Below are 26,365 nucleotides of genomic sequence, written 5' to 3'. Positions count from 1 at the left end.
ACACAGCCGCACTCAGCAACCAGCAAGATTACGGCGAGTAATCTATCCGAATTATTGACCGCGACACGGAAACTCCCGAAATTTCACCATCTATATTCCCATATTTTTTTATAAAATATCATCGGAAATACAAAACAGAACTTATCATTATGCGCAATGGAAATCCGCATAAAAATTTCGACATACCCCCCACACCCCCTTTGAGAAAAAATCCATCTTCTTGAAAGAGAAAATCCATATGCGACTTCCAACTTGGCTGTACGCCTATGCATTACTGGCGCTTTTTCAGCCCCTCGCTTGCAATGCACAAAAGTTGATAGGCACTGCCGACAGACCGCAATTAAGCAACGCCGATGCGAAGAACTATACGGCCTCCACCTATCTTGCCCGAGCCGGCAAGATCGGTTCGATGGTCACCGACAATTGGAACCCAAGCGCGGGCGTGGCACTGCTGAGCCCCAGCTATCACGTCGCTGCCGACGGCTCCGCACCATTCGCCAGTGTTCAGGCAGCGGTGGACAAGGCAGTGGCGGACGGAGGCACAATGCGCCGCTACATCGGCATCGAACCAGGGGTCTACAGAGAAGTGGTATGCATCCCTGAAACGGCGCCGCCGATCACGCTGTTCGGCATGGGCCAAACCCCCAGCGACACGCTAATCACCTTCAACAATGCCAATCTGACGCCAAAACCAGTCGGCACTCCCACCACTCCATGCGCTAGCAATGCCGATGCGGCCGTCATTGGCACTTTCGGTAGCGCCACATTCACAGTAAGCACTGACGCATTCCAGGCGCGCAATCTGACCTTCGCCAACGATTATGTGGAAGGCACCTACCCAGGCACCAACCAATCGGCGGTCGCCCTGGCCGTACGCGGCGACAAGGCGGTTTTCGAAAAAATCGCGGTACTGGGCAATCAGGACACTCTGCTGGTCGGCCCCGTCGACACAACATTGGTGAAACGCACATACTTCAAGGACAGCGTGGTACAAGGCGACACCGACTTCATCTTCGGCGCAGGTATCGCAGTCTTTTACCACAGCATTATCCGCTATGATGCCAGACGTTTGAACGGCAGCGGCAAAGCCTATCTATTCGCTCCAAGCACCCATCCCGGCAACCCATACGGTTTTCTTGTCATCGACAGCATCTTCGACGTCGTCGGTGATGCCGTCGGCAACACTATTTATCTTGGCCGCGCCTGGGACCAGAGCACCCCCAATCTTCCCAACTATTTCAATGGCAAATCACCCAATGGACAATTGACAATCCGCAATTCGATACTCGGCGCGCATATACGCAAAGACGCGCCATGGAGCAACTCTACTGCCAAACGCCCTTATTGCAGTGAAAGCTGCACCTATTCCGCAAACCGTTTCTACGAATATTCCAACAGCGGCCCAGGCAGTGCCGATTGCCATCATCCCCACGGATATCGGTCGAATCGAAGCGGCGGCCGTTCCAGTCAGCAAGCCGACACATATGCTGCCCATCTTTCTTTCTGAGAAACTCACTAATGACAACTACAACTTCATCCTCTTTGTCCGTATACGGCTTACCACTACTCGTATTCTTCTCACTCCATGCCGGTGCGACCTCACTCCATGGGCATCCAACACGAAAAAAACCATACCAAGACCAAGACAATACAAGCTCTATCGTGACCGCCTGGGGAACTATCGACGAACCAAAGCTTCCGTCGAACGTCTGCACGACATTGAACGCAACGCTGCAACCGCTCAATGGCTCGCTGGACAGCATCGATGCTGACCCTACCTACTCGGCACCGGATACGTTGCGCATCCAGGATGCCATCAACGACTGCCCCGTCGGCAGTGCGGTGAAACTGGCACAGGGAAGCTATGGCGAATCCGGCTTCCTTACCGGCCCGCTGACCCTCAAGAGCGGGGTGACCCTATGGATCGACGAGGGCGTCACCTTATTCGCCTCGCGCAACCCACAAGATTACGATACCGGCGTAGGGAGTTGCGGCACCGCAAATAGCGACAAAACCAAAACCTGCAAACCACTCATTTACGGCAACTCGCTCAGTGGCAACGGCATCGTCGGCGACGGCAAGATCGACGGGCGTGGCGGCAGCGTCCTGACCTCAGGCCCAAACGCGGGCAAGCGTAGTTGGTGGGATGTAGCCTATCAGACCGTGAGCCAGGGACTCATCCAGCACGCGCCGCGTCTACTGCAAATCGATAACAGCAGCAATATCGTCATGTATCAGTTAACCCTGGAGAACTCGCCGAATTTCCACGTCCTCACCAACAATGTAACAGGCATGACCGCCTGGGGCCTGAAGATCCTCAGCCCGAGTCTGGTCTATACGCAACCAGGCTATAACTGCCCAGCCGGCACCACGCCGGATATGCAAACGCCTGCCACTTGCTTCACTCCGGAAAACGTCAAAAACACCGACGGCTTCGATCCAGGCCAATCCAAGAATGTCCTATTGGCATATTCCTATATCAGCACCGGCGACGACCACGTCGCCATCAAAGCTCATGCCACTGACTCATCAAATATTCCGTCAACATATATGGCCTTCGTCAATAACCATTTTTATTATGGCCATGGTATGTCGCTAGGTAGCGAGACCGACTCCGGCATAAACAATATCGTGGTGCGCAACCTAAGCATCGACGGATTAAATTCCTTTAATCCAAACAAAGACAGTACCTCAGGTAATGGCCTACGGATCAAATCCGACAGCACCCGCGGCGGACAGGTTTCCGATGTACTGTTCGAGAATGTCTGCATGCGCAGCGTGGCACACCCACTGGTGTTCGACGCATTCTACAGCAAGCCGGCGAGCAGCGCCAAAAGCGCCTCTTATCCGCGTTTCAATGGAATCACCTTGCACAACGTGCACTCGCTGGGCTTGAGCAATTTAGGCGCTGGTCAATTGAATTTCTACGGCTACATGGGAAAAAATGTGTCCTATCCAATCACGATTTCCCTCGATAATGTCGTAATCGACGGCGGCAATGTCTCCTTCGCCTTCCCTCACAATGGTGGACCGAACGCCAATCCGGCGGCCACTCACTTCAGTTTTACCGGCGGGCCGGTCAGCTTCGCCAGTTTGCTATCGCCCTCCAAGCAGTACGATGTGCAGTTGAATGGCACACTTGGACAAGGCACGCCATTGGACTGCAGCAACGCTTTCGTCACCTACAGCAGCGTGTTGCCCGATTCACCGATCTGATCGATCCAACTCGCACCGTTCTCGTCACCCCGCAGCGCTGGAGCCATCAATGCCAGCGCTGCGTTCTTCGATATGGTCGCTGCGGATGCGCTGGGTCCTGGGTTCCACCCTCATCCCAGAGCCGCCCACCAGACACGCCATAGTGTGGACATCGCGCTCGGCGAGGAGCGTCTAAGGCGTGCACGCTGTGCAAGCCGTGCCCGCGCCAACGTCGAAACGATGCGCCGTGGGCGCGCACCCTGCACGCGCTGCGGCCAGCGCTGCAAGATGGCCTGCGCCCAGCGCTGTTGCGCCTGCACCTCCTCGCCACTGCGCAGCGACAACGGCAACGCGGCAATGCCGGCCTCGGCCAGCCGCTGCGCCAACACCTGGGCCGCGACAGGGCCGGTGGCGCCATCGGTGACGGCATCGAACAACACACGCTCGACCGCGACCACCGCCTGGGCGAACGGTTGCAGGCGTTCCAGCGCATGCGCCACATCGGCAGCGGCGGCGCGCGAATCCGGCAAGGTCAGCAGCGCATCGGCTAACTGCGCCCAAGGCGCATCGACCGGTTCCAGAACCCGCCCCAACGGATGCCGCGAGCGCCGTCCGGCCCAACTGCGTAATTCTTCTCCCCACCATGCCAGCTTCGCATCGGCCGGCAGCGGATCGCCCGCGATGTTGAGGATGTCGTCGAACTCCTGCAGCAAGGCGAACCAGGCCACGGCGCGGACGCGATGAGGGGCAGGCACAAAGGTCTCGGCCACGGCCCATTCCGGCCAACGGCGGTGCCATTTGTCGAGAAAAGCCTCCAGTGCTGACGAGCTGCTCATGCGATCGAGGATCCGGAAAATCAGGAAGACGGCGCAGCCAGCGGCCACGCTGCAGCCGTGTACAGATCGAGCGGGTCGGCCACCAGCGCGTCGGCACGCCAGGCCAACGGCTCGTCGTCGTGCAGGCGATAACCCCACAATACCGCCACCGAAGCCATGCCGGCGGCGCGCGCGGCGAGGATGTCGCGCTCATCGTCACCGACGTAGACCACATCCTGCGGCGCCATCGCTAGCCGCTGCGCGGCGACCTGCAGCGGCAGCGGATGCGGCTTGCGCTCGGGCAACGAGTCGCCGCCGATCAGCACCGCACAGCGCTGCTCCCAGTGCAGTTGCGGCAGGATCAGCCGGGCCAGGAACTCGGGCTTGTTGGTGACGATCCCCCAAATGCTACCAGCCTCCTCCAGCCGTTGCAGCAACCCGGCGATCCCATCGAACGGACACGAATAACGGCCGATCAGCGCCTCGTAGTGGCTCAGGAACGCCGGAATCAGCGCATCGCGGACATCGGCGGCCAGGTCCGGGAAGGCGACACAGAGCATCGCCCGCGCGCCTTTGGACACCACCGGTCGCAGTTGCTCCAACGTCAGAGCGGCACGACCATGTTCGGCCAATAGCACATTGGTCGCGGCCAGCAGGTCCGGCGCACTATCCAGCAAGGTGCCGTCCAGATCGAAGAGCACCGCGCGCGGGAACCCACGGCGCGGCGGTAGCTGACTACTGCTGCGCATCCAGCGCGTCCGGCTTGACCGCGCAGGCCAGATAGTTGACTTCGGTGCGAGTGGACAGACGCGCGCGGTTGCGCCATGGCTCATAGCGCAGGCCAGTGACATCGCGCAACTGCAATTGCACTTGGCGCAACCAGGCGGCCAGTTCCGCCGGCTTGATGAAATCTTGATAGCGGTGAGTGCCGGCGGGCAGCAGACGCGCCACGTATTCGGCGCCGACGATAGCCAGTGCGAACGCGGCCGGGGTACGATTGAGGGTAGACAGGAACAGTTGGCCACCCGGCTTAAGCAAGCGTGCACATGCAGCGACGATTGCCGCCGGATCCGGCACGTGTTCGAGCATCTCCATGCAGGTGATCGCATCGAAACTGGCCGGCTGCGTCGCCGCCAGCTCCTCCACCGACTGCACCCGGTAATCGACCTCGACCGCGGATTCGAACCGATGCAGCCGCGCCACCTTGATCAGCTCCGGTGCCAGATCGATGGCGATGACCTGTGCACCTTCCTTGGCCAGCGCCTCGCTGAGCAGGCCGCCTCCGCAGCCCACGTCCAGCACAGTGGCGCCACGTAGCGGCACCCGCTCGGCGACATAGCGCAGGCGCACCGGATTGAGTACATGCAGCGGCTTCTGCGGGCCGTCGGCATCCCACCAGCGGGTGGCAAGGGCGCCGAACTTGTCCAGTTCGGCCTGATCGAAATTGGCGGAAGCGTTGGCGACGGGAGCGATCATGACGGCATCTCGATAGGGCCACGCACTGCGCGGCACGGGAAAAACAGGTCAGGCGCGCACGCTGCGGATACGTTCGCGCCATTCCCGCGCATTGGCGAGCAGTGCCTCGACGTCCATGTCCACCAACACCCGCTGCGTCAGTTTGGGCTGGCCGGCGATCCACACATCGCTCACTTGCTGCCGGCCAGCCGCATACACCAGCTGTGAGAGTACGTTGTGCAACGGCTGGGTCTCCAAGGCCGACAAGTCCACGCAGATCAGGTCGGCCTGCTTGCCGGGTTCGATCGAACCAATCTTATCGCCGAAACCCAGCGCACGCGCGCCGCCCAGGGTCGCCGCACGCAGCGTGCTGGCCGCATCCAGCGCGGTGGCGTCATTGGCAACCGCCTTGGCCAGGAGCGCTGCCGTGCGGTTCTCGCTGAACATGTCCAGATCGTTGTTGCTGGCGCAACCATCGGTGCCGATCGCCAGATTCACCCCGGCGCGCTGTAGCGCGCAAGCCGGGCAGAAACCGGAGGCGAGTTTGAGGTTGGATTCGGGGCAATGCACGACGCTGACACCGCGCTCGGCGCACAGATGGATCTCCGCGTCGGTCAGTTGGGTCATGTGCACCGCGATCAGGCGGTCGTTGACCAAGCCGAGCCGGTCCAGCCGCGCCAGCGGACGCTGGCCGTATTGCTTAAGCGAATCGGCGATCTCCTGCGCCGTCTCGTGCGTGTGCAGGTGGACCGGCACATCGAGCTGGTCGGACAGCATGCGCACCCGCTCGAAGTTGACATCGTTCACCGTGTACGGCGCATGCGGGGCGAAGGCGATGCCGACCAGCGGATCGTCGCGCCATTGATCGTGCACCTCGCAGGCGCGGGCGAAGTATTCGTCGGCGGTCTTGGCCCAGGCGGTGGGAAAATCGATGATCACCGTACCGACCCGCGCGCGGAAGCCGTGCCGCTTGTACACCGCGGCCTGCACATCGGCGAAGAAGTAATTTTCGTTGGCGCAGGTGGTGCCACCGCGCAGCATCTCGGCGATCGCCAGCACGGTACCGTCGGCAACGAACTCCGGGCCGATCACCGCGGTCTCCACCGGCCAGATGTGCTGCTGCAACCACACCATCAACGGCAGGTCGTCGGCGATACCGCGCAGCAGCGTCATCGGGTTGTGGGTATGCGCATTGACCAAGCCCGGCAGCAACGCCGCATCGGGACGCGAGACGGTATGTGCGGCGGCGAAGCGCGTGCGCGCCTGGGCGGTGGGCAGCACGGCGAGGATCTCGCTGCCGCGCACCGCGACCGCGTGGTCCTCCAGAACCACAGCATGCGGTTCGATCGGGATGACGTAACCGGCTTCGATCAGCAGGTCGCAGGATTCAATCGTGGGGACGGTCATGGTGCGTCTTGGCAGGCATCAAGGTGGCAGCGCCTGAAATGGCGCCTTGTCGAGGGCGACGGGACAATCGCCTTGCCCGTCTTAGCATAGCGTCTGCCACGCGCAATAGCGGACCTGGCCGGTTGGGGGGGCGTCGCGCGCCAGCACAGCCGGCAAATCGCGCCTTCCAATTGCGCACGGATGCGCCACAGGCCGCCGTTTGCACCGCGCGCCAGACCGGGTACAACACCGCTCCGGCCGCCCAGCCAGGGGACGCACGCTGCGCCCCTGCACGGACACGCTTACTTGACGCGCGAGAAATATTCGCCCGAGCGCGTATCGACCTTGATCACTTCGTCCTGGCCAACGAACAAGGGCACCCGCACCACCGCGCCGGTCTCCAGCGTGGCCGGCTTGCCGCCGCCGCCAGAGGTATCGCCACGCACGCCCGGATCGGTCTGGACGATCTTCAGCTCGACGAAATTCGGCGGGGTGACCTGGATCGGGGTACCGTTCCACAACGTCACCACGCAGTCTTCCTCCCCCTTGATCCATTTGGCGGCATCGCCGACGCCGGCCTTGTCGGCCTGCACCTGCTCGAAGGTCTCCTGCTGCATGAAGTGCCAGTATTCGCCATCGGTATACAGATACTGCATGTTGGTATCGACCACATCGGCCGCTTCCACGCTGTCGGTGGCCTTCATGGTCATTTCGACCACGCGCCCGGATTTGATGAAACGATATTTGACCCGGGTGAAGGCCTGGCCCTTGCCCGGCTTCACGTATTCGGTATCGGTGATGATCGCCGGTTCGCTGTTGACCAGGATCTTCATCCCGTTCTTGACATCGTTCATGCCATAGCTGGCCATCTGAAACTCCTCGGGTAAGGCAAACCCGCCGCGTTCGGCGGCCGGCCGGATAGAATGGACGCCCCGCCACAGCGGCGGGCACTCGTTTGATGACCGCCTATGATAACCGCAGCCCTACCCTCGATGCAGCCGTCACCGAGCCCCCCCGTCGTCGCATCGCCACGCTGGCAGCAGATTTGGCGCGACGCCGTGCGCGATCCGCACGAACTGCTGGCACTGCTGGGGCTGGATCCGCAGGGACTGGGCATTTCCACCGAGGCGGCGACGCAGTTCGCGCTGCGCGTGCCGCGCGGCTTCGTCGCACGGATGCGGCATGGCGATCCGCACGACCCACTACTGCGTCAGGTGCTGCCGCTGGATGCCGAATTGCACCGGGTGCCGGGCTTCGCCCTGGATGCAGTGGGGGACGGCGCAGCGAAAAAGGCCGATGGAGTCATCCACAAGTATCGCGGCCGCGCCCTGCTGGTGGCGACCGGCAGTTGCGCGGTGCACTGCCGCTATTGCTTCCGCCGCCACTTTCCCTATGCCGAGGAGAGCGCCGCACGCGATGGCTGGCGCGATGCGGTGGCAGCCATCGCCGCCGATCCCAGCATCGAGGAAGTGATCCTGTCCGGCGGCGATCCGCTCTCACTGGCCACGCCGAAACTGGTCGAACTGACCGAGGCGCTCACGGCGTTACCGCAGATCAAGCGCCTGCGCTTGCATAGTCGGCTACCGGTGGTATTGCCCGAGCGTATCGATGCCCCACTGCTGGCGTGGCTACGCGCCCTGCCCTGGCCGCTGGCCGTGGTAATCCACGCCAATCATGCCAACGAATTCGACGCTGCGGTGGATGCCGCGCTGGCGCGCCTGCGCGATGCCGGCGCGCAGTTGCTCAACCAGGCGGTGCTGTTGCGCGGCGTCAACGACACCGTGGAGGCACTGGCCAAACTGAGCGAACGCAGCTTCGCCGCCGGGGTGCTGCCCTATTACCTGCACCAGTTGGACCGGGTCGAGGGCGTGGCCCATTTCGAAGTGGACGATGCCACCGCATTGGATTTGCATCGAGCGCTGGCCTCGCGGCTATCCGGCTACTTGGTACCGAAGCTGGTGCGCGAAATCCCCGGCGACAGCAGCAAGCGCCCGCTGATGCCCTGATCGGTACCATCGCCGCGCACCTGGCGCACCGCAACTACGCCCAAGACCTGTCTCAATTGCCCGCATAGAGGGTCGGCAAGGATTCGTGCAGAAAAGAGCCAAAAGCGAGCTAACTCGCTATCAGCCAAGAACTTTTCATGGAATTCCTGCAGACCCTCCAAAGCCTCCGGCTTGGTTCCGGCATACAGCGCCGATTAGAGGGCCCGCAGACGCGCCAGCAACGAAGTGCTAGCGTAACCATCCTGCGGCAATTGCTGGCTGCGCTGGAATGCACGGATTGCCTGACGAGTTCGCGGCCCCAACGTACCGTCGACGCTGCCTACGTCGAATCCCTTTTCGTTCAGCCGCTTCTGCAACTCGGTGATCTCGGCCACGCTATTGAGCGGAGGATCATCTTTGGGCCATGAGTGCTCTACCCCGGCACCGCCCGCATAGCCATCGGCCAGCAAACCGACCGCCAAGGCATAGGCGTTGGAACTGTTGTAGCGCAGAATGCTGCGGAAATTGTCGAACACCAAAAACGCCGGGCCGCGGTACCCGGTGGGCAACAGCACCGATGCCTGCTGCTGAGCCAGTGCGCCCGCAATCGGTTTGCCAGCACACCTCACCCCCAGGCGCAGCCATTCGGCTACGGTTTTCTTGATCGTCAGGTCGGCTTGCGCGTAGTCGAAGCCGGCTGGCAGATGGACCTCCTGGCCCCAAGGAATATCGCGGGTCCAATTGCTCTGCTTGAGATAATTCGCCGCAGAACCCAAAGCGTCCGCATCGGAATTCCAGACATCCCGTTTATGGTCGCCATCCTCGTCGACGGCGTATTCGCGATAGGTGGTCGGAATAAATTGCGTCTGCCCCATGGCGCCGGCCCACGAGCCAATCAACCGCGAGCGATCAATGCCTTTTTCCGTCTGTAGAATCTGCAAGGCCGCAAGCAGTTGCGTGTTGCCATATGTGGTGCGCCGCCCCTCATGCGCCAGCGTCGCCAGCGAGCGGATCACATAAAGGTCCCCGATATTTTTGCCGTACTCGCTTTCCATGCTCCAGATGGCGGTCAGTATGCCCGGATCCACACCGTACTGCTGCCTCAATTTCTGAAAGAGAGCGTGATTGCTCTTCAGCAGTTGCTGTCCTTTCTGGATGATGGAAGGTGTGATACGGCCATCGAGATAGTCCCACAGAGCAAGGGTAAATTCGGGTTGCTGCTGATCCAGTGCCTGCACCGATGGATCGGGTGTGACGCCAGCGAATGCCTTATCCAGCGTGGTTGCTTCGATGCCGGCGGCAAGCGCACGCTGGCGGAAATCGGCAAGCCACTGTTCGAAGCTGGCAGTGGGTAAGGGTTTTTGTTGCGCGGTGGCGGTGGTTGGGGAGAATGAGGCTGTTTCGGGATCTGTGGTTTGCGCTGCTGCACTGGTGGCAACCACACATACGCTGACACAGAACGATAAACGCAAAATACGCGAAGGCATAATCATGGCTAGCGATACCTGCAGTGAGGGGATGCGAATTCAGCATAGTCCTCGTGTTCCTTGGATAAAAGTATTGCAGCCGTACTTTTATTGAACAACTCTTGGGCAATCTATCCCACTTAGGGAAGGCACGAACAAGCCCATCCCCCCTGTTTTTGGCACAAATCATTGATTTTGGAAGACCTGACTTATTCAAGCCCTCCTTGTTATCACGCCTGAGCCGGCTCAAGTCCAGTCTGGTGCAGTTCAGACAGTACACCCCGCCCCCCCCCAACAATGCCGCGCCGGTGCTGGAACTGAACACTACAAAAAAGTAGACAACCCGTTATCCACGAATAGAGGCGAGAAGGCTCCAGCGAAAGGCGAAGGCGGGAAACGACATTGCTACCCCGTGCTGCACTATATTGCACCGCCTGGTGCCGACCCCAAACGCCGGCACGCTGGACGCGCGCAACAAATCAACTGGCAGGGGTCACGACGGCACGGCAATTAATGCTTGCTCTGCCCCGCCAGGCGCGCCATACGCTGCGCGTCGGACAGCACCCCGCGCAACAGCCGCACTTCCTGCTCGCTGAGCGCGTTGCGCAGAAACAAACGACGCAGTTTGCGCATCGCCGACTCTGGCGCGCGGCCCTTGTGGAAATCGATGTCATCCAGAGTCTCGGCCAACTGCCCGAACAGGCCTTCCAGTTGCGCGTGGCTGGCCGGCGCTTCGCGCAACCCAGGCGCCGCAGCGGGCACGGCGGCCTCGCTGCGCAACTGGGTCAGCCGCACTTCATAGGCCAACACCTGCACCGCCGCGGCCAGGTTGAGCGAACTGAACGCCGGGTCGGAGGGGATATGCACCGCCGCATGGCATTGTTGCAGTTCCTCGTTGGTCAAGCCGGTGCGTTCGCGCCCGAACACCACCGCCACCTCGGCCGCATCGGCCACTGTCGCCGCCAGACGCTGCGCGGCGTCCGCGGGCAACAATTCCTGCAACGCGACCCGGCGACTCCGCGCAGTACAACCCAACACCAGCCGGCAATCGGCCAGCGCATCGGCCAGCGTCGGCAACACCGGCGCCTGTTGCAACACGTCTTCGGCGCCAGCCGAACGCCGGTAAGCGTCGACGTCCACGCTGCATTCCGGCGCCACCAACACCAGCCGTGCCAGGCCCATGGTCTTCATCGCCCGCGCCGCGGCACCGATGTTGCCTGGGTGCTGGGTTCCCACTAGGACGAAGCGAATGCGGGCAGGATCGGTCATGGCAGCGCAGCAGAGGGAAGCGAATGGGGGCGTAGATGGTAAACTGTGCAGCCGGCCTTCGCGCCGGAGTGCTCTTTTCCTCCTTCAGCCCTACCTCCGCCCTTTCGGGGAACCGTTGCCGTGCAAAAACCCGTCGTTACCGTCATGGTCAAGGCCGCCCGTCTCGCCGGCAACGTGCTGTTGCGCCACATCAACCGTCTCGAGGCACTGAACGTGGTGCAGAAGGACCGCATGGACTACGCCAGCGAAGTCGATGCCGATGCGGAGAAGGTGATCGTCAAGGAACTGCGCCGCGCCTACCCAGACTACGGCGTGATGGGCGAGGAAAGCGGCGTACAGGGCGGCGGTCGCTACATGTGGGTAATCGATCCACTGGACGGCACCAGCAACTATCTGCGTGGATTCCCACATTATTGCGTGTCCATCGCCTTGGTCGAAAACGGCGAGCCGATCGATGCGGTGATCTTCGATCCACTGCGCAACGAGCTGTTCACCGCCAGCCGCGGCAACGGCGCGGTACTCAACGACCGCCGCATCCGCGTCAGCGAACGCAAGGAACTCGATGGCGCCATCGTCAATACCGGCTTCGCCCCACGCGAACGCAAGCGCACCAGCGCGCAGCTCAAATGCGTGGACGCGTTGATGGTGCAAGCCGAGGACATCCGTCGTACCGGTTCGGCCGCATTGGACTTAGCTTATGTCGCCTGCGGTCGTGCCGATGCCTATTTCGAGGCCGGCGTAAAAGCGTGGGATATCGCCGCTGGCGTGTTGCTGGTGCGCGAAGCCGGCGGTCGCGTCACCGACTTCAAGGGCGCCACGCCAGGCCGCATCGACGACCGCGGCGCCCCTCAATTCCAGATTGTCGCCGGTAATCTCAAGGTCAGCGACGCGCTACAGAAGCTGATCGTCAACAGCGGGTATGCCGGCGAGTTCGACGCCAAGCTCTAAAAAAACCAGGTGCAGGGAACCGGAGAACCGAGCCCCCCTCAGAAAACCGAAAGCCGCGCGATTGCGCGGCTTTTTTGTTTCCAACATGCGCACAATCGGCGCCATATCGACCGGTCCTGACACGAAGCGCTTGCGGACAAGGCGGTGTAACGCGTGGATATGCCAACAAAGCGCCTTCTTCCGATTGCACCGCAGTCATGGCGAACATGCGCCACAAGATTGACATCAAAATTTCACGAAAAAATGATCGCCGGGTGCGTAGAAACCGATCGGCATGCATCCAGAGAATGATGGATACGTCTCCGAAATCACACCAATACGTCAGGTGCCGCTTAACCGCCGATGGCAGTCATCGATAGTCTGCCTCAAGACTAGCAATAGATGGTCGATATCGGTGCGGGCCTTTGCCCATAGCCTCGCCTCCCCACCAGCGCTCACCCGACACCGCGTTGCCGGCTCATCCCGATCACGCAGTCGGTAGCTCGCACCTTCCGTTCCGGAGATTTTACCAAATGTCGTTCAATCATCTTACCGTCAGCAAACGCTTGGCGATCGGCTTCTGCGGCGTGATCGCCATGCTGCTGCTGGTCGGCATCGCCAGCCTGATCGGGTTCCGCAAGTTTACCGCAGCCGCTGCAATGGACGCGCATACCTATCAGGTCATCACCATGGGCGACCACATGCTGTTGAGCCTGCTCAATATCGAAAGCGGCGCGCGTGGCTTCGGCCTCACAAAGGACCCCACCTATCTTGAGCCGTTCGAACTGGGAAAACGCGAATTCGACACGCAATTGCAGCAATCCAAACAGTTGACCGCAGACAACCCGATGCAGCAGACGCGTCTGCAAACAATCGCGCAGTCCTACGAACAATTCCTCGCAATCCAGGAAAAGACAATCGATCAGATCCGTGGCAACGCGAGCGGCAGCACCTCCAGTCTGTCAACGCTCAACACGCAAGGCAAGCAGCAGATGGATACACTGCGGGACAGTATCAGGCATTACGAAGACACCGAGCAAGGATTGTTGAAAGTGCGCCGAGCCGCAAGCGAGGCGCGTGCGCGGACGGGCGAGTGGACCAACATCGGCGGCATGCTGATCGGCATTCTGGCTGCGGTATCGCTTGGCCTACTGGTCCGCAACAGTCTGATGCGCCAGCTTGGTGGCGAGCCAGCCTATGCTGCCGAGGTCGTCCGCCGCATCGCCAATGGCGACCTGTCGCGGGACGTGGAACTCGATGCGACATCGCCATCGCTACTGAACGACATGCGACAGATGCAAGAGCAGTTGCGCGCAGTGATCCAGGCACAGACCGAGATGGCAGACCATCACGCAGCCGGACAAATCAGCTTCCGCATGAACGAGACACACTTTCCAGGTGATTATGGACGCATGGTGCGCGACGCCAATGCGCTGGTGCATCGCCACATTGATGTGAATCAGCGGGTGATCGCACTGATGGGCGAATACGCCGAGGGCGACCTGAGCGGCGACTTGGAGCAATTCCAGGGCGAAATGGCGATCCTGACCGAGACCATGTACAAGGTGAAAAGCAACCTGGGTGCGATCAACAGCGAGATCGATCTGCTGGTCCGCGCGGCCGCGCAGGGCGATTTCTCCCGTCGCGGCGAAGAAACGCGTTTTCGCCATGCCTTCCGTTCCATGGTGACCAACCTCAATCACATGATGACTGGCACCGAGACGAATCTGGCGGCGCTGTCGCAGTTGCTACGTGCGATCGCCGCCGGCGATCTCACCCAACAAATGCAGGGAGAGTTCCACGGCGTTTTCGCACGCATGCGCGACGACGCCAACGCCACAGTCGGGCAATTGACCGAAATGGTCGGTCGCATCCAAAAAGCATCCACGAGCATCGACAGCGCCGCCAGCGAGATCGCCACCGGCAACAACGACCTGTCGCACCGCACCGAACAGCAGGCCGCCAGCCTGGAGGAAACCGCCGCCTCGATGGAAGAACTCACCTCCACCGTGAAGCAGAACGCCGACAATGCACGCCAGGCCAACCAGTTGGCGGTTAGCGCCGCATCGGTCGCTTCGCAAGGTGGCCAGGTGGTCGGCCAAGTCGTCACCACGATGAGTGGTATCGAATCCTCCTCAAAGCGCATCGCCGACATCATTGGCGTCATCGACGGCATTGCCTTTCAGACGAATATTCTCGCACTCAACGCAGCGGTGGAAGCGGCACGTGCCGGCGAACAAGGCCGCGGGTTCGCTGTGGTCGCCAGCGAAGTACGCACCCTCGCACAACGCTCGGCCAATGCCGCCAAGGAAATCAAGGACCTGATCGACGACTCGGTGAACCGCATCGCCGAAGGCTCGGTCCTGGTTGCCCGCGCAGGCACGACCATGCAGGAGGTCGTGGCCTCGGTACAGCGCGTCACCGACATCATGAGCGAGATCTCCGCGGCCTCGCAGGAACAGTCGGCTGGGATCGAGCAAGTCAATAAGACCATCACCCAAATGGACGAAGCGACCCAGCAAAACGCCTCGATGGTCGAGGAGGCGACCGCCGCAGCACGCTCCATGGAACAGCAGGCAAACCAGTTGGTCGAGATCGTCGGACAGTTCCATGTGCAAAGCGAAACCTATCCGACAGTGGCAAAGATGGTGGCGCGCGTCACCTCACACGTGTCCCCTGCCATACACGTTGTCTCCTGATCAACACGCACGGGGCGGCCCTGGCCGGCCCCGTGTTTCAGGGGAGAACGCAGCGCGCCGCTGCAAGGACACAGGAAGGCACTCGCACCTTGACCCTCTCCGCTACAGACAATGTGCACTGCGTGGGCACATCGGTCGCCGCCGTCACACCACACATGACACCTCAACAGGCACTGTGACCCTGCACCCAAAAGAAAAGCCGCGCATTCGCGCGGCTCTTGCAAACTGACGACAACAGGAGAATCGCGCATTCCTCGCGCTCCGGCCCGTCACGGGTGCCCAGCTTACGGCCTGCGCGCCAGCGCCTCCACGTCCTTGGCCTTCGGCAACAGATCCTGCTTGGTGACCTGGAACGGACCGATCGACAACAACGGCACCGCCACGATCACCGAGGACACCACCACGATCACCGCGCCGATCATGTGGGTCAGCGCCAAACCTTGCATCGATGCGCCACCGTACAAGTACAACGCCAACGCCGACAGGAAGAACATCACCGCCGTGATCACCGTGCGCGACAGGGTCTGATTGATCGAACGATTCAACACCTCGGTCGGCTCCACACGCAGGCTGCGGAAATTTTCGCGCACGCGATCGAACACCACGATGATGTCGTTGATCGCAAAACCCATCACAGATAACAGACCGGCAAGCACGGTGAGATCGAACTCGCGACCGGTCACCGAGACATACGCAACGGTCACCAGCAGATCGAACAACGCGGTCATGCTGGCCACGACCGCGAATTTCCATTCGAAACGGAACGCGATGTAGATCAGGAAACCGATCAGCATGAACACCGTCGCATAGACGCCATTCAACGCCAGGTCCTTGCCGACCTGCGGCCCGACGAATTCGCCCGGCTGCACCGTCGCCGGATTCTCCGGCGTCGTCACCGCCTTGCGAACCTGTTCGGCCAAGTTCTTGGTGATGTCCTCGTTATTGTGTTCGCCCTGCGGCTGCAGGCGGATGACCACCTGGTTACCGCTACCGACATTCTGCACCTGCACGTTCTCGAAGCCGGCCTTGGCCAACTGCGCGCGCACCTGATCCACATCGACCGTTTTCTGGAAACTGGTCTGCACCAGCGCGCCGCCGGTGAATTCCAACGCGTAATTGAAGCCCTTGGCGAAGATCACGCCCAACGAGGCCAGCGCCAGCACCACCATCAGCGCCAAGGTCGGGTGCCGCCAGCGCATGAAGTCGATCTTGGTGTCGTTCGGGATCAGGTGAAGCGGGAAGATTTTCATAGGATGCCGCTCTGCGTTTTTTTGGAGCCCGCGCCGGCCGGCGCGGGTTCTTGCGAAGGATAGCGTGCGCGGCTCAAATCGCCACGGACTTGAGCTTCTTGCGACGGCCGTAGATCAGCACCGCCAGCGCACGCGACACGGTGATCGCGGTGAACATCGAGGCGAAGATGCCGATGATCATGGTCAACGCAAAGCCCTTCAACGGACCGGTGCCGAACGCGTACAGCGCCACGCCGACGATCAGGCCGGTGAGGTTGGCGTCGAGGATGGTGCCGCCGGCCTTTTCGTAACCGGACGCAATCGCCGACTTGGGCGGCACGCCCAAACGCAACTCTTCGCGGATACGCTCATTGATCAGCACGTTGGCGTCCACCGACAAGCCCACCGACAGAGCCAGACCGGCGAAGCCCGGCAACGTCATGGTGGCACCGAACAGCGACATCACCGAAACCACAATCAGCAGGTTCATCAGCAAGGCCACCGAGGTGATCGCACCGAACATGCGGTAGTACACGCCGAAGAACACCAGGGTGAACAGGAACGCGTAGACCACAGCGGTGATGCCACGCTCCACGTTCTCGGCGCCCAGGCTGGGGCCGATCACATATTCCTCGACGAAGTCCATCGGCGCGGCCAGCGAACCAGCACGCAGCAACTTGGCCAGATTCTCGGCCTCGGTCTTCTCCAGGCCAGTGGTCTGGAAATTCTTGCCGAACACACCAGCGATACGGGTCGGCGCCAATGCCTCTTCCTTGACCCGCACGCTGCGCACTTCCTTGCCATCGACCATGGTCACGGTCGGAATGCGTTCGATGTAGACCACCGACATCAGCTTGCCGGTGTTGGCGCTGGTGTAATCAAACATGCGCTGACCGGCGACGTTATTGAGCGTCACCGCCACCGCCGGCAAGCCATTCTGGTCGGTGCTGACGCTGGCGTTGACCATTTGATCGCCTGACACCAGCACACGCTTGTTCAGTAGCACCGGCGCGCCATTGTCGCGCCGATAGTAGACTTTGGCCTCGGCCGGGATGTTGCCGGAGCGCACCGCATCCTCGGCATTGCCATCGACCACGCCACGGAACTCCAAGGTAGCGGTGGCACCGATCATGCGCTTGGCCTCGGCGGTGTCCTGTACGCCCGGCAACTCGACCACGATACGGTCCTCGCCCTGGCGCTGGATGATCGGCTCGGCCACGCCCAACTGGTTGACGCGGTTGCGTAAAGTGGTCAGGTTCTGCTCGATGGCGCCAGCGGCGATCTGCTTCAGCTCGGCATCGGGCACAGTCACCGCGATGGTCTGCCCGGACACGGCGTAGCTCAACGTTGGCTGCGCCTTGGCCAGAAGGGCGCGTGTGGCGCTGGCATCGGCACCTTCGCCCAGGTTGGCCTGGATGCTGTTGTCTGGCCGACGTTCCACCGAACGGTAGGGAATGCGGTTATCGCGCAACGTGGTGCGGAGGTCTTCGGCGAAGGCGTCCAGGCGCTTCTCCAGCGCAGCCTTCTGATCCACCTGCAACGCGAAATGCACACCGCCGACCAGGTCTAGGCCCAACACCATCGGCTTGCCGCCGAGCTTGGACAGCCAACCTGGCACGGTCGAGGCCAGGTTCAGCGCCACCGTGTAGTTTTCGCCCACCTGCTCGCGCAGGATGTCGTTGGCGCGGGTCTGCGCCTGCAGGGTCGGCAACCGCACCATCAGGCTGTCGCCTTCGTTGGCCACCGACTTGGGAGTGATCCCGGCCGCCTTGAGGTCGGCGAGGACCCGTTCGCGCAGGGCATCGTCGAGCTTGCCGCCGCGGCTGGCGGTGATCTGGACCGACGGATCCTTCTGGTACACGTTCGGCAGCGCGTACAACGCGCTCAACCCAAGCACGATCAGAATGAGGACATATTTCCAGCGCGGAAACTCGAGCATTGCGGAACCCCGCACGACGCCACGCCGGCGTCGCGCCTAGCAGTAGGAGGAATGGATCAGGCGGACTTCAGCGTGCCCTTCGGCAGCACGTTGCCGATGGCGCCTTTCTGCACACGGATGCGCACGTTTTCGGCAACTTCCACAGTGATGAAGTTGTCGCCGATGTCGGTGACCACGCCGGCCACGCCGCCGGAAGTGATGACCTCGTCCCCGCGACCAAGCTTGTCCAGCATCGACTTGTGCTCCTTTTGCTTCTTCATCTGCGGGCGGATCATCGCGAAGTACATCACCGCGATCAGGATGACGGGCAAGAGGAACATCTGCAGGCCACCACCGGCCGAAGCAGTGCCGCCAGCGGTCTGTGCCTGGGCGACGGGAATCAGGAAATCGAGCGGATTCATCGGGTATGTCCTATGGGTTCGTGCAGCCCGCGCCCTGGGGGACGGGCCACTGATTTGCCGGGAAGCAGCAAGCAGCCGCCGATTATGCCACGATCTGCCTTCACTCTCCCAAACCGCCACCAGCGCCTTCCCTACCCCGGCACAACGGTGAATGCAGTTCCGCAGAAACGCGGCGTCCCAGATGACCAAACGCCGCAAAGCAGCATTCCCCCTGGCAACGCGCGCGCGACGAAAAGCGTGACCGACTACTCCGATGGAAGCGGCGTTGCCTCGACCCCGCGCGCCGCATAGAAGGACCGTCGGAATTGGGCAAAGGTTCCCGCCGCGATGGCCGCGCGCATCTGCGCCATGAGATTTTGGTAGTACCAGAGGTTATGCAAGGTTCCCAACATCGGCGCCAGCATCTCGTTGCAGCGATCCAGATGGCGCAGATAGGCGCGGGTATAGCCGCTGCTGCAGGCGTAGCAGCCACAGCCTGGCTCGATCGGGTCCAGGTCGCGCTCGTATTTGGCGTTGCGGATGCGCACCGTGCCGAAGGACGTGAAGTAATGGCCATTGCGCGCATTGCGGGTCGGCATCACGCAATCGAACATGTCCACGCCACGGGCCACGCCCTCGACCAGATCCTCCGGGCGTCCCACGCCCATCAAATAACGCGGACGGTCGGCCGGCAACTGCGGGTGCAGATGTTCGAGCATGGCATTGCGCTCGTGCTCGGGCTCGCCCACCGCCAAGCCGCCGATCGCGTAGCCATCGAACCCGATGGTCCGCAGCCCCTCGATCGAACGGCTGCGCAGGTCCGCATGCACGCCGCCCTGGACGATGCCGAACAACGCCGCATCGTTCCCCAGCGCATCGTGCGCATTGCGCGAGCGCCGTGCCCAGCGCAGGCTCAGTTCCATCGAGCGCCGCGCCACCTCCTCGGTGGCCGGGTACGGCGTGCACTCGTCGAAGATCATCACGATGTCCGCGTCGAGCACCTTCTGAATCTGCATGCTCTCCTCCGGCCCGAGGAACACCTTGGCGCCATCGGTCGGCGCGGCGAAGGTCACGCCCTGCTCGCTGATCTTGCGCCGATGTGCCAGCGAGAACACCTGGAATCCACCGGAATCGGTCAGGATCGGACCATCCCAACGGGCGAAGCCGTGCAGGCCGCCGTGGTCGCCGATCACCTCCAACCCCGGGCGCAGATACAAGTGGAAGGTATTGCCGAGAATGATCTGCGCACCCAGCGCCTTGATCTGCTCGGGCAGCACGCCCTTGACCGAGCCGTAGGTGCCGACCGGCATGAACGCGGGCGTCTCCACGGCCCCGCGCGGGAAGGTCAGGCGACCGCGGCGCGCGGCGCCATCGGTGGTGTGTAGCTGAAACTGCAATCGGGACATGGCGCTGAAAGGCGAGAAATCGGAAATGGAAAACGACAAGGGACACCGCAACGACGGCGCGGTGCTAGGACTCGACCTCGGCCAGGGTCGCCTGCGCACTCCACAACAGCATGGCATCGCCGTAGCTGAAAAAGCGGTAGCGCTGCGCGATCGCGTGGCGGTAGGCGGCGAAAATCCGCTCGCGGCCAGCGAAAGCCGCAACCATCATCAACAACGTGCTTTCCGGCAAGTGGAAATTGGTCACCATGGCATCGACGCTGCGGATGCGGTAACCGGGCAGGATGAAGAGCTGCGTCTCGCCGGCGAACGGATACAGCTCACCGTCCTTGGACGCGCTTTCCAGCGCGCGCACCACCGTGGTTCCGACCGCGATCACGCGCCCGCCGGCGGCGCGGGTACGGCGGACCTGCTCGACCAGGCTGGCACCGACGTTGAGCCACTCGTGGTGCATCTGATGCTGTTCCAGCGCCTCCACACGCACCGGCTGAAAAGTTCCGGCACCGACATGCAGGGTGATATGGCCGACCTCGACCCCACGCTCGTGCAGCGCCTGTAGCAGCGGCACATCGAAATGCAGCCCGGCAGTCGGCGCGGCGACCGCGCCGGCCTCGCGCGCAAATACCGTCTGATAGCGCTCGCGATCCTCCAGCCCCGGCTCGCGCCGGATATACGGCGGCAGCGGCAACCGTCCGGCCTGCTGCAGCCAATGCTCCAACGTGTCGTCGACATGGAACTGCAACTGGTAGAACGCGCCATCGCGGCTCAGCACCTCCGCTTCGCCGCCGGCATCTAGGGCGATGCGCGCACCGACCTGCGGCGACTTGCTCACGCCCAGTTGCGCGCGCGCGCACTGACCGCCGAGCAGGCGCTCGATCAGGATCTCGACCCGCCCACCGGTCTGCTTCTGCCCGAACAAACGCGCAGGGATCACCCGCGTATCGTTGAAGATCAACAGGTCGCCCGCGCGCAGCAACTGCGGCAAATCGCACACCTGACGATCTTGGAATGGCGCTGGGGCCGGTGGCACCCACAGCAGACGGCTGGCCGAGCGCTCGGCCAGGGGGGCCTGCGCGATCAGGTCGTCGGGCAGGTCGTAGTGGAAATCGGACTTCTTCAAGGCCGGCGGATCGCAGAACCAGGGCCGGGCATTGTAGCCGGCAACGCCATCCCCGCTGGGCACCGCTCCCGCACCGGAGCGGTTTTAACCGCAACCGCAGCGCCAGCCACCCCCACTCAACGCTCGAACTTGGTCGCCAGGATGATCGATGAGGTAGTGCGCTCCACCCCATCCAGCGCGCCGATGCGGTCGGTCAACGCGTCCATGTCGTTGACCCCCGGCACCACGGCCAGCGCGATCAGATCGTAGGAACCACTGACCGAATGCAATACCCGTAGCGCATCGATCTCGCGCAAGGCCTTGACTACCGAGATCATTTTCTTCGGCGACACGGTGATGAGGATATGCGCGCGGATAGAACCCTGTTCGTAGTCGTCGCGGGTGCGTACGGCATAGCCGCAAATCACCCCCTCGCGCTCCAGGCGCTCGATCCGGCTCTGCACCGTGGTGCGCGACACGCCGAGCCGACGCGCGATCTGCGCGGTGGATGCGCGCGCATCCTCGCGCAGAAGCGACAGCAGGCGTTCGTCGGAAGCCGTGATCTTCATGGCAGCCCATTTCGTCGATTCGACGAAATTACATTATTTCCCGTGCAAATCAACGCTGTCACTCGACCGCCACGTTCCGATAATGGATTCAAGGCCAATCCCTGGGCGATCCGTCATCAGGAGAACTTCATGAGCGTACTCAGCCTTCTCGCCTCGCTCCGCGCCCATGCCGGCGAACGTCTGACCCACGGCCTGGACGATGCCGACATCCTCCGTCTGGCCACCTCGCATCCGCAGCTTAGCGCGGCGATCGAGGCCGCGGTGCTCGAACATGCTCACCTTGCCAGGGAATTCGGCGATCTGCTCGATCTCGACGAGGCGGCGCAGATTCGCACCGTGCAAGCGGGCTTCGTGAATTTCTACGCCGACGATGTGGTAACCCCCTATGTGCCACTGACCGCGCGCGGCCCTTGGATCGTCACCCTGAAGGGCGCGGTCCTGTACGACACCGGAGGCTACGGCATGCTCGGCTTCGGCCATACCCCCGAGGCGGTGCTGGAGGCGATGGCGCGGCCGCAGATGATGGCCAACGTGATGACACCCAGCGTGTCGCAACTGCGACTGGAGCGCGCGCTGCGTACGGAGATCGGCCACCGCCGCGGCGGCTGCCCGTACAGCAAGTTCATGTGCCTCAATTCCGGCTCCGAGGCCGTCGGCTTGGCCGCGCGCATCGCCGACATCAACACCAAACTGCAGACCGATCCCGGCGCACGCCATGCCGGTGCCAAGATCAAGCGTGTCGTGGTGAAGGGCAGTTTCCACGGTCGCACCGACCGCCCCGGGCTGTACTCCGATTCCAGCCGCAAGATCTACCTGCGGCACTTGGCCAGCTATCGCGGCGAGGACTCGCTGATCGCGATCGCCCCCTACGATGTGGACGCACTGCGTCGCGTCTTTGCCGACGCCGCGCAGCACGGCTGGTTCGTCGAGGCGGTATTCCTCGAACCGGTGATGGGCGAAGGCGACCCCGGACGCGCACTATCGCAGGACTTCTACGCCGCCGCGCGCGAACTCACCCGCGCGCACGGCAGCCTGTTACTCATCGATTCGATCCAGGCCGGGCTGCGCGCGCACGGCGTGCTGTCGATGGTGGACTATCCCGGCTTCGAGCGGCTCGATCCGCCTGACATGGAAACTTATTCCAAAGCGCTCAACGCCGCCCAATATCCGCTGTCGGTGCTGGCGCTCACCCAGTCCGCCGCCCAGCTATACCGCAAGGGGACCTACGGCAACACCATGACCACCAATCCACGCGCGTTGGACGTGGCCACCGCCACCCTGACGCAACTGACCCCGCAATTGCGCGCCAACATCCGCGAACGCGGGGCCGAAGCTGTGCGAAAACTGGAGACGCTCAAGGCGCAACTCGGCGACGCGATCACGCATGTGCAGGGTACCGGCCTGCTGTTCTCCTGTGCGCTGGCACCGCAGTTCAAGTGTTACGGCGCCGGCTCCACCGAGCAATGGCTACGCCAGCACGGCGTCAACGTCATTCACGGCGGCGACAATTCGCTACGCTTCACCCCGCATTTCGCGATGGACAGCGAGGAGCTGGACCTGCTGGTCGGGCTGATCGGCCGCGCGCTGCGCGAGGGACCTCGACTGGCGCAGGCCGCCGCGGCCTGAGCCCAGGTGCGACATACGCTCGGCCCGCGCGCGATCCGAGCGACGCCGATGCCTGCCGCTTCGTCATCCGTTCGGGCTGAGGCCACACGCTACGGCACAGATCACCGGCGCACAATCGTCATTCAGCGCTGCAACACCTGCAACGCCGTGCTGACGTAGACCAGCGGGGCGTTCCAGTTGATCGCCACTTCGTTGGTCGCGTAACTGCACTCCTTATCTAGGTAGGACAACGCCGGCAGCGTCGAGGTGTAAGCATGCTTGCACACCTCTGCATCCTGCTGACCCGGCTGCGGACCGCCGACCAACAAACCGGGCACCGGCGTGGCGAGGCCGTCTGCAATGGAGATACGGTGATGAATGTGCATCGGCGAACGCGCGCCGATGCCGGTGACGAACGACATTCCAAGTGGGTTACGTCCCAGCACATAGTCCAATTGCGACTGTGCGGCCTGCAGATACTCTGGCTTGGGCTGCACCTGATAGGCCTGCAGTAACAGCATCGCCTGCCCCAGCACAGCGCTGTTGCTGCCCCACTGGAAATCCTGCGAGGTCATCGCGACCCGCCAGGCCGAGTGTTGCCAGACCTGCGTCAGATGGTCGGCCAGACCCTCGATCTCACGGGCGATGAGCGCCTGGTCGGCATGCCGGGTCAACCGCGCGCGATGCTGCGCCAACGACATCCAGGCCAAACCGCCGACATTGCCCCAATACGGCACGTTGATCGGCACATGGCGCGCCATCGCCGCGTCGTAATACGCGTTGTCGGCGGTGGCCAGATACAACTCCGTGGCGGCCCAGGCAAACTCGTCGTCGAGGTGGTCGTCCGCGTAGGCGCCGGTGTGCACATCGGGCGGTTGCCGATAGATCGCATCCGGATGCGCCTGCGCCCAGGCCCAGGCGCGATGCGCGGCCTTGAGCATGCGCGCGGACACTCCGCCGAACTGCGCATCGAACGGCGCATAAATGCGACTGGCCTGCGCCATCACCGCAGCGAAATCGAGCGTGGCCGCCGTGCTTTTCTGCACCACATAGCGCGGCGCATTCGCCTGATCCGGCATCTGCATGCCGGAAAACTCCAGGTTGGTCAGTTTGTGGTACACGCCGCCATCGTGCGGGTCCTGCATCGCCAACATCCACTGCAGGTTCCAGTCGACCTCGCGCAGGATATCCGGGACACCGCCGCCGCTGCCGGGAATCCCTTCCTTGTGCGTAGCGAAATACCCAGGGAACTGCTCGTAGGCGGCCAGCAATGTGTAGACGGTGATACCGGAATTGACCACGTACTTGTTGTAGTCGCCAGCGTCGTACCAGCCCTTGGGCGCGGCGATCACGGTACCAGCCGGACGCGCGGGCGACGCTGCCGAGGCGTGGATCAGCACGTGGTCGTCGGGATGGCCGGCGGCGCGCGCGTGACGGCCGGCGTACTTGCCGGACAACGCAGTGCTGGCGCGGTTGTAGTAATAGGCTTTGAGCGCGGCACGCGACAGCGCGTCGTAGGCGTTCTCGGCGATGGCGAAATCGTCTGATGGGGTTAAGCCATCCACCCGCAGCCGATAGTGGCCTGGGGCGCGCAAGGCGGAGAAATCGGCAATCCGCACCGTCTCTTGCGCCGGTGGCCAGAGCGCCGCCGCGCCGAGGGTACCGCGCAACACCACCTCGCCCGAGTCGGCCCGCTCCACCGCGAACGCGGTGCCGTGACCATCCGGTACTACCGCCAGCTTACTGGCAGCCGGCAAGAAACCGACCTGGTTGAGCCGGATCGGCGATGGTAAGGCCTCCTCATCGGCGCGCGACGCGCAACCGCCAACGAGCAGGCACATCAGAGACAGGGACCACAGAGGATGGGATCGTTTCATATGCCGATACTCGCCGGCCACGATGACGGCTGCAAGCACGGCGTCGCTGCCCTCCCCTGCCACGACGCCGTTCAGCCTGCCAGCGCGTGCGCCTGTAACGCCGACAGTGCGTGCGTGGTGACGAACCGGCCCTTGGGGTCGCGCTGCAACTGCGCCAGCGCACAATCCGGATCGTGGGTGAAGAACAGACGCACATCGCGCGCCAACGCATCCTCCAGGAACGCGCGCTTCTCGTCGATCAGCAACTCGGCGTTGCGGTCGTACCCCATGGTGATCGGCACATGCACCCAGGCACGACCCGGGATCAGGTCGGCACAGAACGCAACCCCGCTATGCGCCCGGCCATCACCGCCATTTGTGGGGCCGACGATCTCGGCCAGCATCAGCCCCGGCGTGTGCCCGTCGCTGAAACGGAACCGCACCGCCTCGCCGAGCGTGCGCGAGTACGCGCCATCGACCAGTTCCAGGCGGCCGCTGGCCTGGAGCAATTCCGGCAGCTCGGGGATGAAACTGGCGCGGTCGCGCGGATGCGGCTGCAGCGCGCGCTGCCAGTGCGCCGCACCAACCAGGAAGCGCGCGTTGGGAAACAGCAACTCCGGCGCGACGCCCTCACGCCACGGTGCCAGCAGCCCGCCAGCATGGTCGAAATGCAGATGACTCAGCACCACCACGTCGATATCGGCATGCGCGAAGCCGGCCACCTGTAACGACTCCAGCAGTACATGGCCCGCCTCCTGCACGCCGTAGCGCTCGCGCAACGCGGGCGGGAAGAACGCACCGATGCCGGTCTCGAACAGCACGGTCTTGCCGGCCAGCGGACTGGCCAACAACGCGCGGCAGGCCAAGGCAATGCGGTTACTTTCGTCGGGCATCGCCCATTGCTGCCACATCGCCTTGGGCGCGTTGCCGAACATGGCACCGCCATCGAGTTTCTGGGAATTGCCTAGGATGGACCACAGTTTCATTGCCCAATGCTAACGCATCGACATCCGCGCATCTGCACCGATGCGGACTCCCCTCGCATCGCGGCGGGCCGGCACCCAATCCACACTGGCCTCAATGGCGCA

Annotated in this window: 21 protein-coding genes; 6 read left to right on the top strand and 15 right to left on the bottom strand. The window is 62.5% G+C overall.

Going from position 1 to position 26,365, the window contains the following annotated elements:
- The first annotated feature begins 238 nt into the window (after positions 1-238).
- On the top strand, positions 239-1,507 hold the full coding sequence (locus tag XalbCFBP2523_RS01870; protein WP_080928118.1) for a putative acyl-CoA thioester hydrolase: 1,269 nt from the start codon (positions 239-241) through the stop codon (positions 1,505-1,507).
- 11 nt (positions 1,508-1,518) lie between these two features.
- On the top strand, positions 1,519-3,216 hold the full coding sequence (locus XalbCFBP2523_RS01865) for a glycoside hydrolase family 28 protein (RefSeq protein WP_045765923.1): 1,698 nt from the start codon (positions 1,519-1,521) through the stop codon (positions 3,214-3,216).
- A gap of 110 nt (positions 3,217-3,326) precedes the next feature.
- Here the strand turns inward: XalbCFBP2523_RS01865 and XalbCFBP2523_RS01860 are convergent, their stop codons facing one another.
- The 5 genes from XalbCFBP2523_RS01860 to efp all read right to left on the bottom strand — a co-directional run bounded on the left by XalbCFBP2523_RS01860 (position 3,327) and on the right by efp (position 7,720).
- Entirely contained in the window at positions 3,327-4,031 is a 705-nt protein-coding gene (locus XalbCFBP2523_RS01860) for an isoprenoid biosynthesis enzyme family protein (RefSeq protein WP_045766742.1), read from the bottom strand.
- Positions 4,032-4,051: 20 nt separating this feature from the next.
- Positions 4,052-4,759 carry a phosphoglycolate phosphatase gene (locus tag XalbCFBP2523_RS01855; RefSeq protein ID WP_045765924.1) on the bottom strand — a complete coding sequence of 236 codons (708 nt, stop codon included), beginning with the start codon at positions 4,757-4,759 and terminating at the stop codon, positions 4,052-4,054.
- A complete protein-coding gene (gene ubiG / locus XalbCFBP2523_RS01850) occupies positions 4,746-5,486 on the bottom strand; it encodes a bifunctional 2-polyprenyl-6-hydroxyphenol methylase/3-demethylubiquinol 3-O-methyltransferase UbiG (protein WP_045765925.1) in 741 nt (246 codons plus the stop codon). Before ubiG ends, XalbCFBP2523_RS01855 begins: the two co-directional genes overlap by 14 nt.
- A 48-nt stretch (positions 5,487-5,534) precedes the next feature.
- Positions 5,535-6,872, bottom strand: coding sequence for a TRZ/ATZ family hydrolase (locus XalbCFBP2523_RS01845; RefSeq protein WP_012916407.1), 1,338 nt, complete (start codon positions 6,870-6,872; stop codon positions 5,535-5,537).
- A gap of 281 nt (positions 6,873-7,153) precedes the next feature.
- Positions 7,154-7,720, bottom strand: coding sequence for an elongation factor P (gene efp / locus XalbCFBP2523_RS01840; protein ID WP_012916408.1), 567 nt, complete (start codon positions 7,718-7,720; stop codon positions 7,154-7,156).
- A gap of 99 nt (positions 7,721-7,819) precedes the next feature.
- On the opposite strand from efp, the gene epmB reads away from it, so the two are divergent.
- A complete protein-coding gene (gene epmB / locus XalbCFBP2523_RS01835) occupies positions 7,820-8,857 on the top strand; it encodes an EF-P beta-lysylation protein EpmB (RefSeq protein ID WP_045756910.1) in 1,038 nt (345 codons plus the stop codon).
- A 194-nt stretch (positions 8,858-9,051) separates the two neighbouring features.
- Here epmB and XalbCFBP2523_RS01830 read toward each other — a convergent pair whose 3' ends face one another.
- Entirely contained in the window at positions 9,052-10,329 is a 1,278-nt protein-coding gene (locus XalbCFBP2523_RS01830; protein ID WP_012916410.1) for a lytic murein transglycosylase, read from the bottom strand.
- 483 nt (positions 10,330-10,812) lie between these two features.
- Positions 10,813-11,571, bottom strand: a complete 759-nt coding sequence (locus XalbCFBP2523_RS01825) for an RNA methyltransferase (RefSeq protein ID WP_012916411.1) — start codon at positions 11,569-11,571, stop codon at positions 10,813-10,815.
- A 120-nt stretch (positions 11,572-11,691) separates the two neighbouring features.
- On the opposite strand from XalbCFBP2523_RS01825, the gene XalbCFBP2523_RS01820 reads away from it, so the two are divergent.
- Complete coding sequence (locus tag XalbCFBP2523_RS01820) at positions 11,692-12,519, top strand: inositol monophosphatase family protein (protein WP_012916412.1); 828 nt, start codon at positions 11,692-11,694, stop codon at positions 12,517-12,519.
- 512 nt (positions 12,520-13,031) lie between these two features.
- Positions 13,032-15,197, top strand: coding sequence for a methyl-accepting chemotaxis protein (locus tag XalbCFBP2523_RS17315; RefSeq protein ID WP_045765926.1), 2,166 nt, complete (start codon positions 13,032-13,034; stop codon positions 15,195-15,197).
- Positions 15,198-15,481: 284 nt separating this feature from the next.
- Here XalbCFBP2523_RS17315 and secF read toward each other — a convergent pair whose 3' ends face one another.
- The 6 genes from secF to XalbCFBP2523_RS01785 form a co-directional block, all read right to left on the bottom strand.
- Positions 15,482-16,447: a protein translocase subunit SecF gene (gene secF, locus XalbCFBP2523_RS01810; RefSeq protein WP_012916414.1), complete on the bottom strand. Its 966-nt coding sequence runs from the start codon at positions 16,445-16,447 to the stop codon at positions 15,482-15,484.
- Between the two features lie 73 nt (positions 16,448-16,520).
- Positions 16,521-18,365, bottom strand: a complete 1,845-nt coding sequence (gene secD, locus XalbCFBP2523_RS01805) for a protein translocase subunit SecD (RefSeq protein WP_045765927.1) — start codon at positions 18,363-18,365, stop codon at positions 16,521-16,523.
- A 56-nt stretch (positions 18,366-18,421) separates the two neighbouring features.
- Positions 18,422-18,766 carry a preprotein translocase subunit YajC gene (yajC, locus tag XalbCFBP2523_RS01800; protein WP_012916416.1) on the bottom strand — a complete coding sequence of 115 codons (345 nt, stop codon included), beginning with the start codon at positions 18,764-18,766 and terminating at the stop codon, positions 18,422-18,424.
- A 245-nt stretch (positions 18,767-19,011) separates the two neighbouring features.
- Positions 19,012-20,151 (bottom strand): tRNA guanosine(34) transglycosylase Tgt, encoded by a 1,140-nt coding sequence (gene tgt / locus XalbCFBP2523_RS01795; RefSeq protein ID WP_045765928.1) that lies wholly within the window; start codon positions 20,149-20,151, stop codon positions 19,012-19,014.
- A 64-nt stretch (positions 20,152-20,215) separates the two neighbouring features.
- A complete protein-coding gene (gene queA / locus XalbCFBP2523_RS01790; RefSeq protein ID WP_045766743.1) occupies positions 20,216-21,268 on the bottom strand; it encodes a tRNA preQ1(34) S-adenosylmethionine ribosyltransferase-isomerase QueA in 1,053 nt (350 codons plus the stop codon).
- A 116-nt stretch (positions 21,269-21,384) separates the two neighbouring features.
- Positions 21,385-21,816 (bottom strand): Lrp/AsnC family transcriptional regulator, encoded by a 432-nt coding sequence (locus XalbCFBP2523_RS01785; protein WP_012916419.1) that lies wholly within the window; start codon positions 21,814-21,816, stop codon positions 21,385-21,387.
- A 129-nt stretch (positions 21,817-21,945) separates the two neighbouring features.
- On the opposite strand from XalbCFBP2523_RS01785, the gene XalbCFBP2523_RS01780 reads away from it, so the two are divergent.
- Positions 21,946-23,442: an aminotransferase class III-fold pyridoxal phosphate-dependent enzyme gene (locus XalbCFBP2523_RS01780; RefSeq protein WP_045766744.1), complete on the top strand. Its 1,497-nt coding sequence runs from the start codon at positions 21,946-21,948 to the stop codon at positions 23,440-23,442.
- 122 nt (positions 23,443-23,564) lie between these two features.
- Here XalbCFBP2523_RS01780 and XalbCFBP2523_RS01775 read toward each other — a convergent pair whose 3' ends face one another.
- Together XalbCFBP2523_RS01775 and XalbCFBP2523_RS01770 are read right to left on the bottom strand one after the other, a co-directional pair.
- Positions 23,565-25,298 (bottom strand): glycoside hydrolase family 9 protein, encoded by a 1,734-nt coding sequence (locus XalbCFBP2523_RS01775; protein WP_045765929.1) that lies wholly within the window; start codon positions 25,296-25,298, stop codon positions 23,565-23,567.
- 71 nt (positions 25,299-25,369) lie between these two features.
- On the bottom strand, positions 25,370-26,263 hold the full coding sequence (locus XalbCFBP2523_RS01770) for an MBL fold metallo-hydrolase (protein WP_045765930.1): 894 nt from the start codon (positions 26,261-26,263) through the stop codon (positions 25,370-25,372).
- Positions 26,264-26,365 lie beyond the last annotated feature (102 nt).

The organism is Xanthomonas albilineans (genome assembly GCF_002939705.1).
GTDB classification, from domain to species: domain Bacteria; phylum Pseudomonadota; class Gammaproteobacteria; order Xanthomonadales; family Xanthomonadaceae; genus Xanthomonas_A; species Xanthomonas_A albilineans.
Note: the sequence above shows the minus strand (reverse complement) of the source record. Positions and strands in the feature narration are given on the sequence as shown.

What these genes read in the sequence shown, in the direction of transcription:
- XalbCFBP2523_RS01870 (WP_080928118.1), top strand. Translation starts at nt 239, where the DNA reads ATGCGACTTCCAACTTGGCTGTACGCCTATGCATTACTGGCGCTTTTT.
- XalbCFBP2523_RS01865 (WP_045765923.1), top strand. Translation starts at nt 1,519, where the DNA reads ATGACAACTACAACTTCATCCTCTTTGTCCGTATACGGCTTACCACTA.
- XalbCFBP2523_RS01860 (WP_045766742.1), bottom strand. Translation starts at nt 4,031, where the DNA reads ATGAGCAGCTCGTCAGCACTGGAGGCTTTTCTCGACAAATGGCACCGC.
- XalbCFBP2523_RS01855 (WP_045765924.1), bottom strand. Translation starts at nt 4,759, where the DNA reads ATGCGCAGCAGTAGTCAGCTACCGCCGCGCCGTGGGTTCCCGCGCGCG.
- ubiG (WP_045765925.1), bottom strand. Translation starts at nt 5,486, where the DNA reads ATGATCGCTCCCGTCGCCAACGCTTCCGCCAATTTCGATCAGGCCGAA.
- XalbCFBP2523_RS01845 (WP_012916407.1), bottom strand. Translation starts at nt 6,872, where the DNA reads ATGACCGTCCCCACGATTGAATCCTGCGACCTGCTGATCGAAGCCGGT.
- efp (WP_012916408.1), bottom strand. Translation starts at nt 7,720, where the DNA reads ATGGCCAGCTATGGCATGAACGATGTCAAGAACGGGATGAAGATCCTG.
- epmB (WP_045756910.1), top strand. Translation starts at nt 7,820, where the DNA reads ATGATAACCGCAGCCCTACCCTCGATGCAGCCGTCACCGAGCCCCCCC.
- XalbCFBP2523_RS01830 (WP_012916410.1), bottom strand. Translation starts at nt 10,329, where the DNA reads ATGATTATGCCTTCGCGTATTTTGCGTTTATCGTTCTGTGTCAGCGTA.
- XalbCFBP2523_RS01825 (WP_012916411.1), bottom strand. Translation starts at nt 11,571, where the DNA reads ATGACCGATCCTGCCCGCATTCGCTTCGTCCTAGTGGGAACCCAGCAC.
- XalbCFBP2523_RS17315 (WP_045765926.1), top strand. Translation starts at nt 13,032, where the DNA reads ATGTCGTTCAATCATCTTACCGTCAGCAAACGCTTGGCGATCGGCTTC.
- secF (WP_012916414.1), bottom strand. Translation starts at nt 16,447, where the DNA reads ATGAAAATCTTCCCGCTTCACCTGATCCCGAACGACACCAAGATCGAC.
- secD (WP_045765927.1), bottom strand. Translation starts at nt 18,365, where the DNA reads ATGCTCGAGTTTCCGCGCTGGAAATATGTCCTCATTCTGATCGTGCTT.
- yajC (WP_012916416.1), bottom strand. Translation starts at nt 18,766, where the DNA reads ATGAATCCGCTCGATTTCCTGATTCCCGTCGCCCAGGCACAGACCGCT.
- tgt (WP_045765928.1), bottom strand. Translation starts at nt 20,151, where the DNA reads ATGTCCCGATTGCAGTTTCAGCTACACACCACCGATGGCGCCGCGCGC.
- XalbCFBP2523_RS01785 (WP_012916419.1), bottom strand. Translation starts at nt 21,816, where the DNA reads ATGAAGATCACGGCTTCCGACGAACGCCTGCTGTCGCTTCTGCGCGAG.
- XalbCFBP2523_RS01780 (WP_045766744.1), top strand. Translation starts at nt 21,946, where the DNA reads ATGAGCGTACTCAGCCTTCTCGCCTCGCTCCGCGCCCATGCCGGCGAA.
- XalbCFBP2523_RS01775 (WP_045765929.1), bottom strand. Translation starts at nt 25,298, where the DNA reads ATGAAACGATCCCATCCTCTGTGGTCCCTGTCTCTGATGTGCCTGCTC.
- XalbCFBP2523_RS01770 (WP_045765930.1), bottom strand. Translation starts at nt 26,263, where the DNA reads ATGAAACTGTGGTCCATCCTAGGCAATTCCCAGAAACTCGATGGCGGT.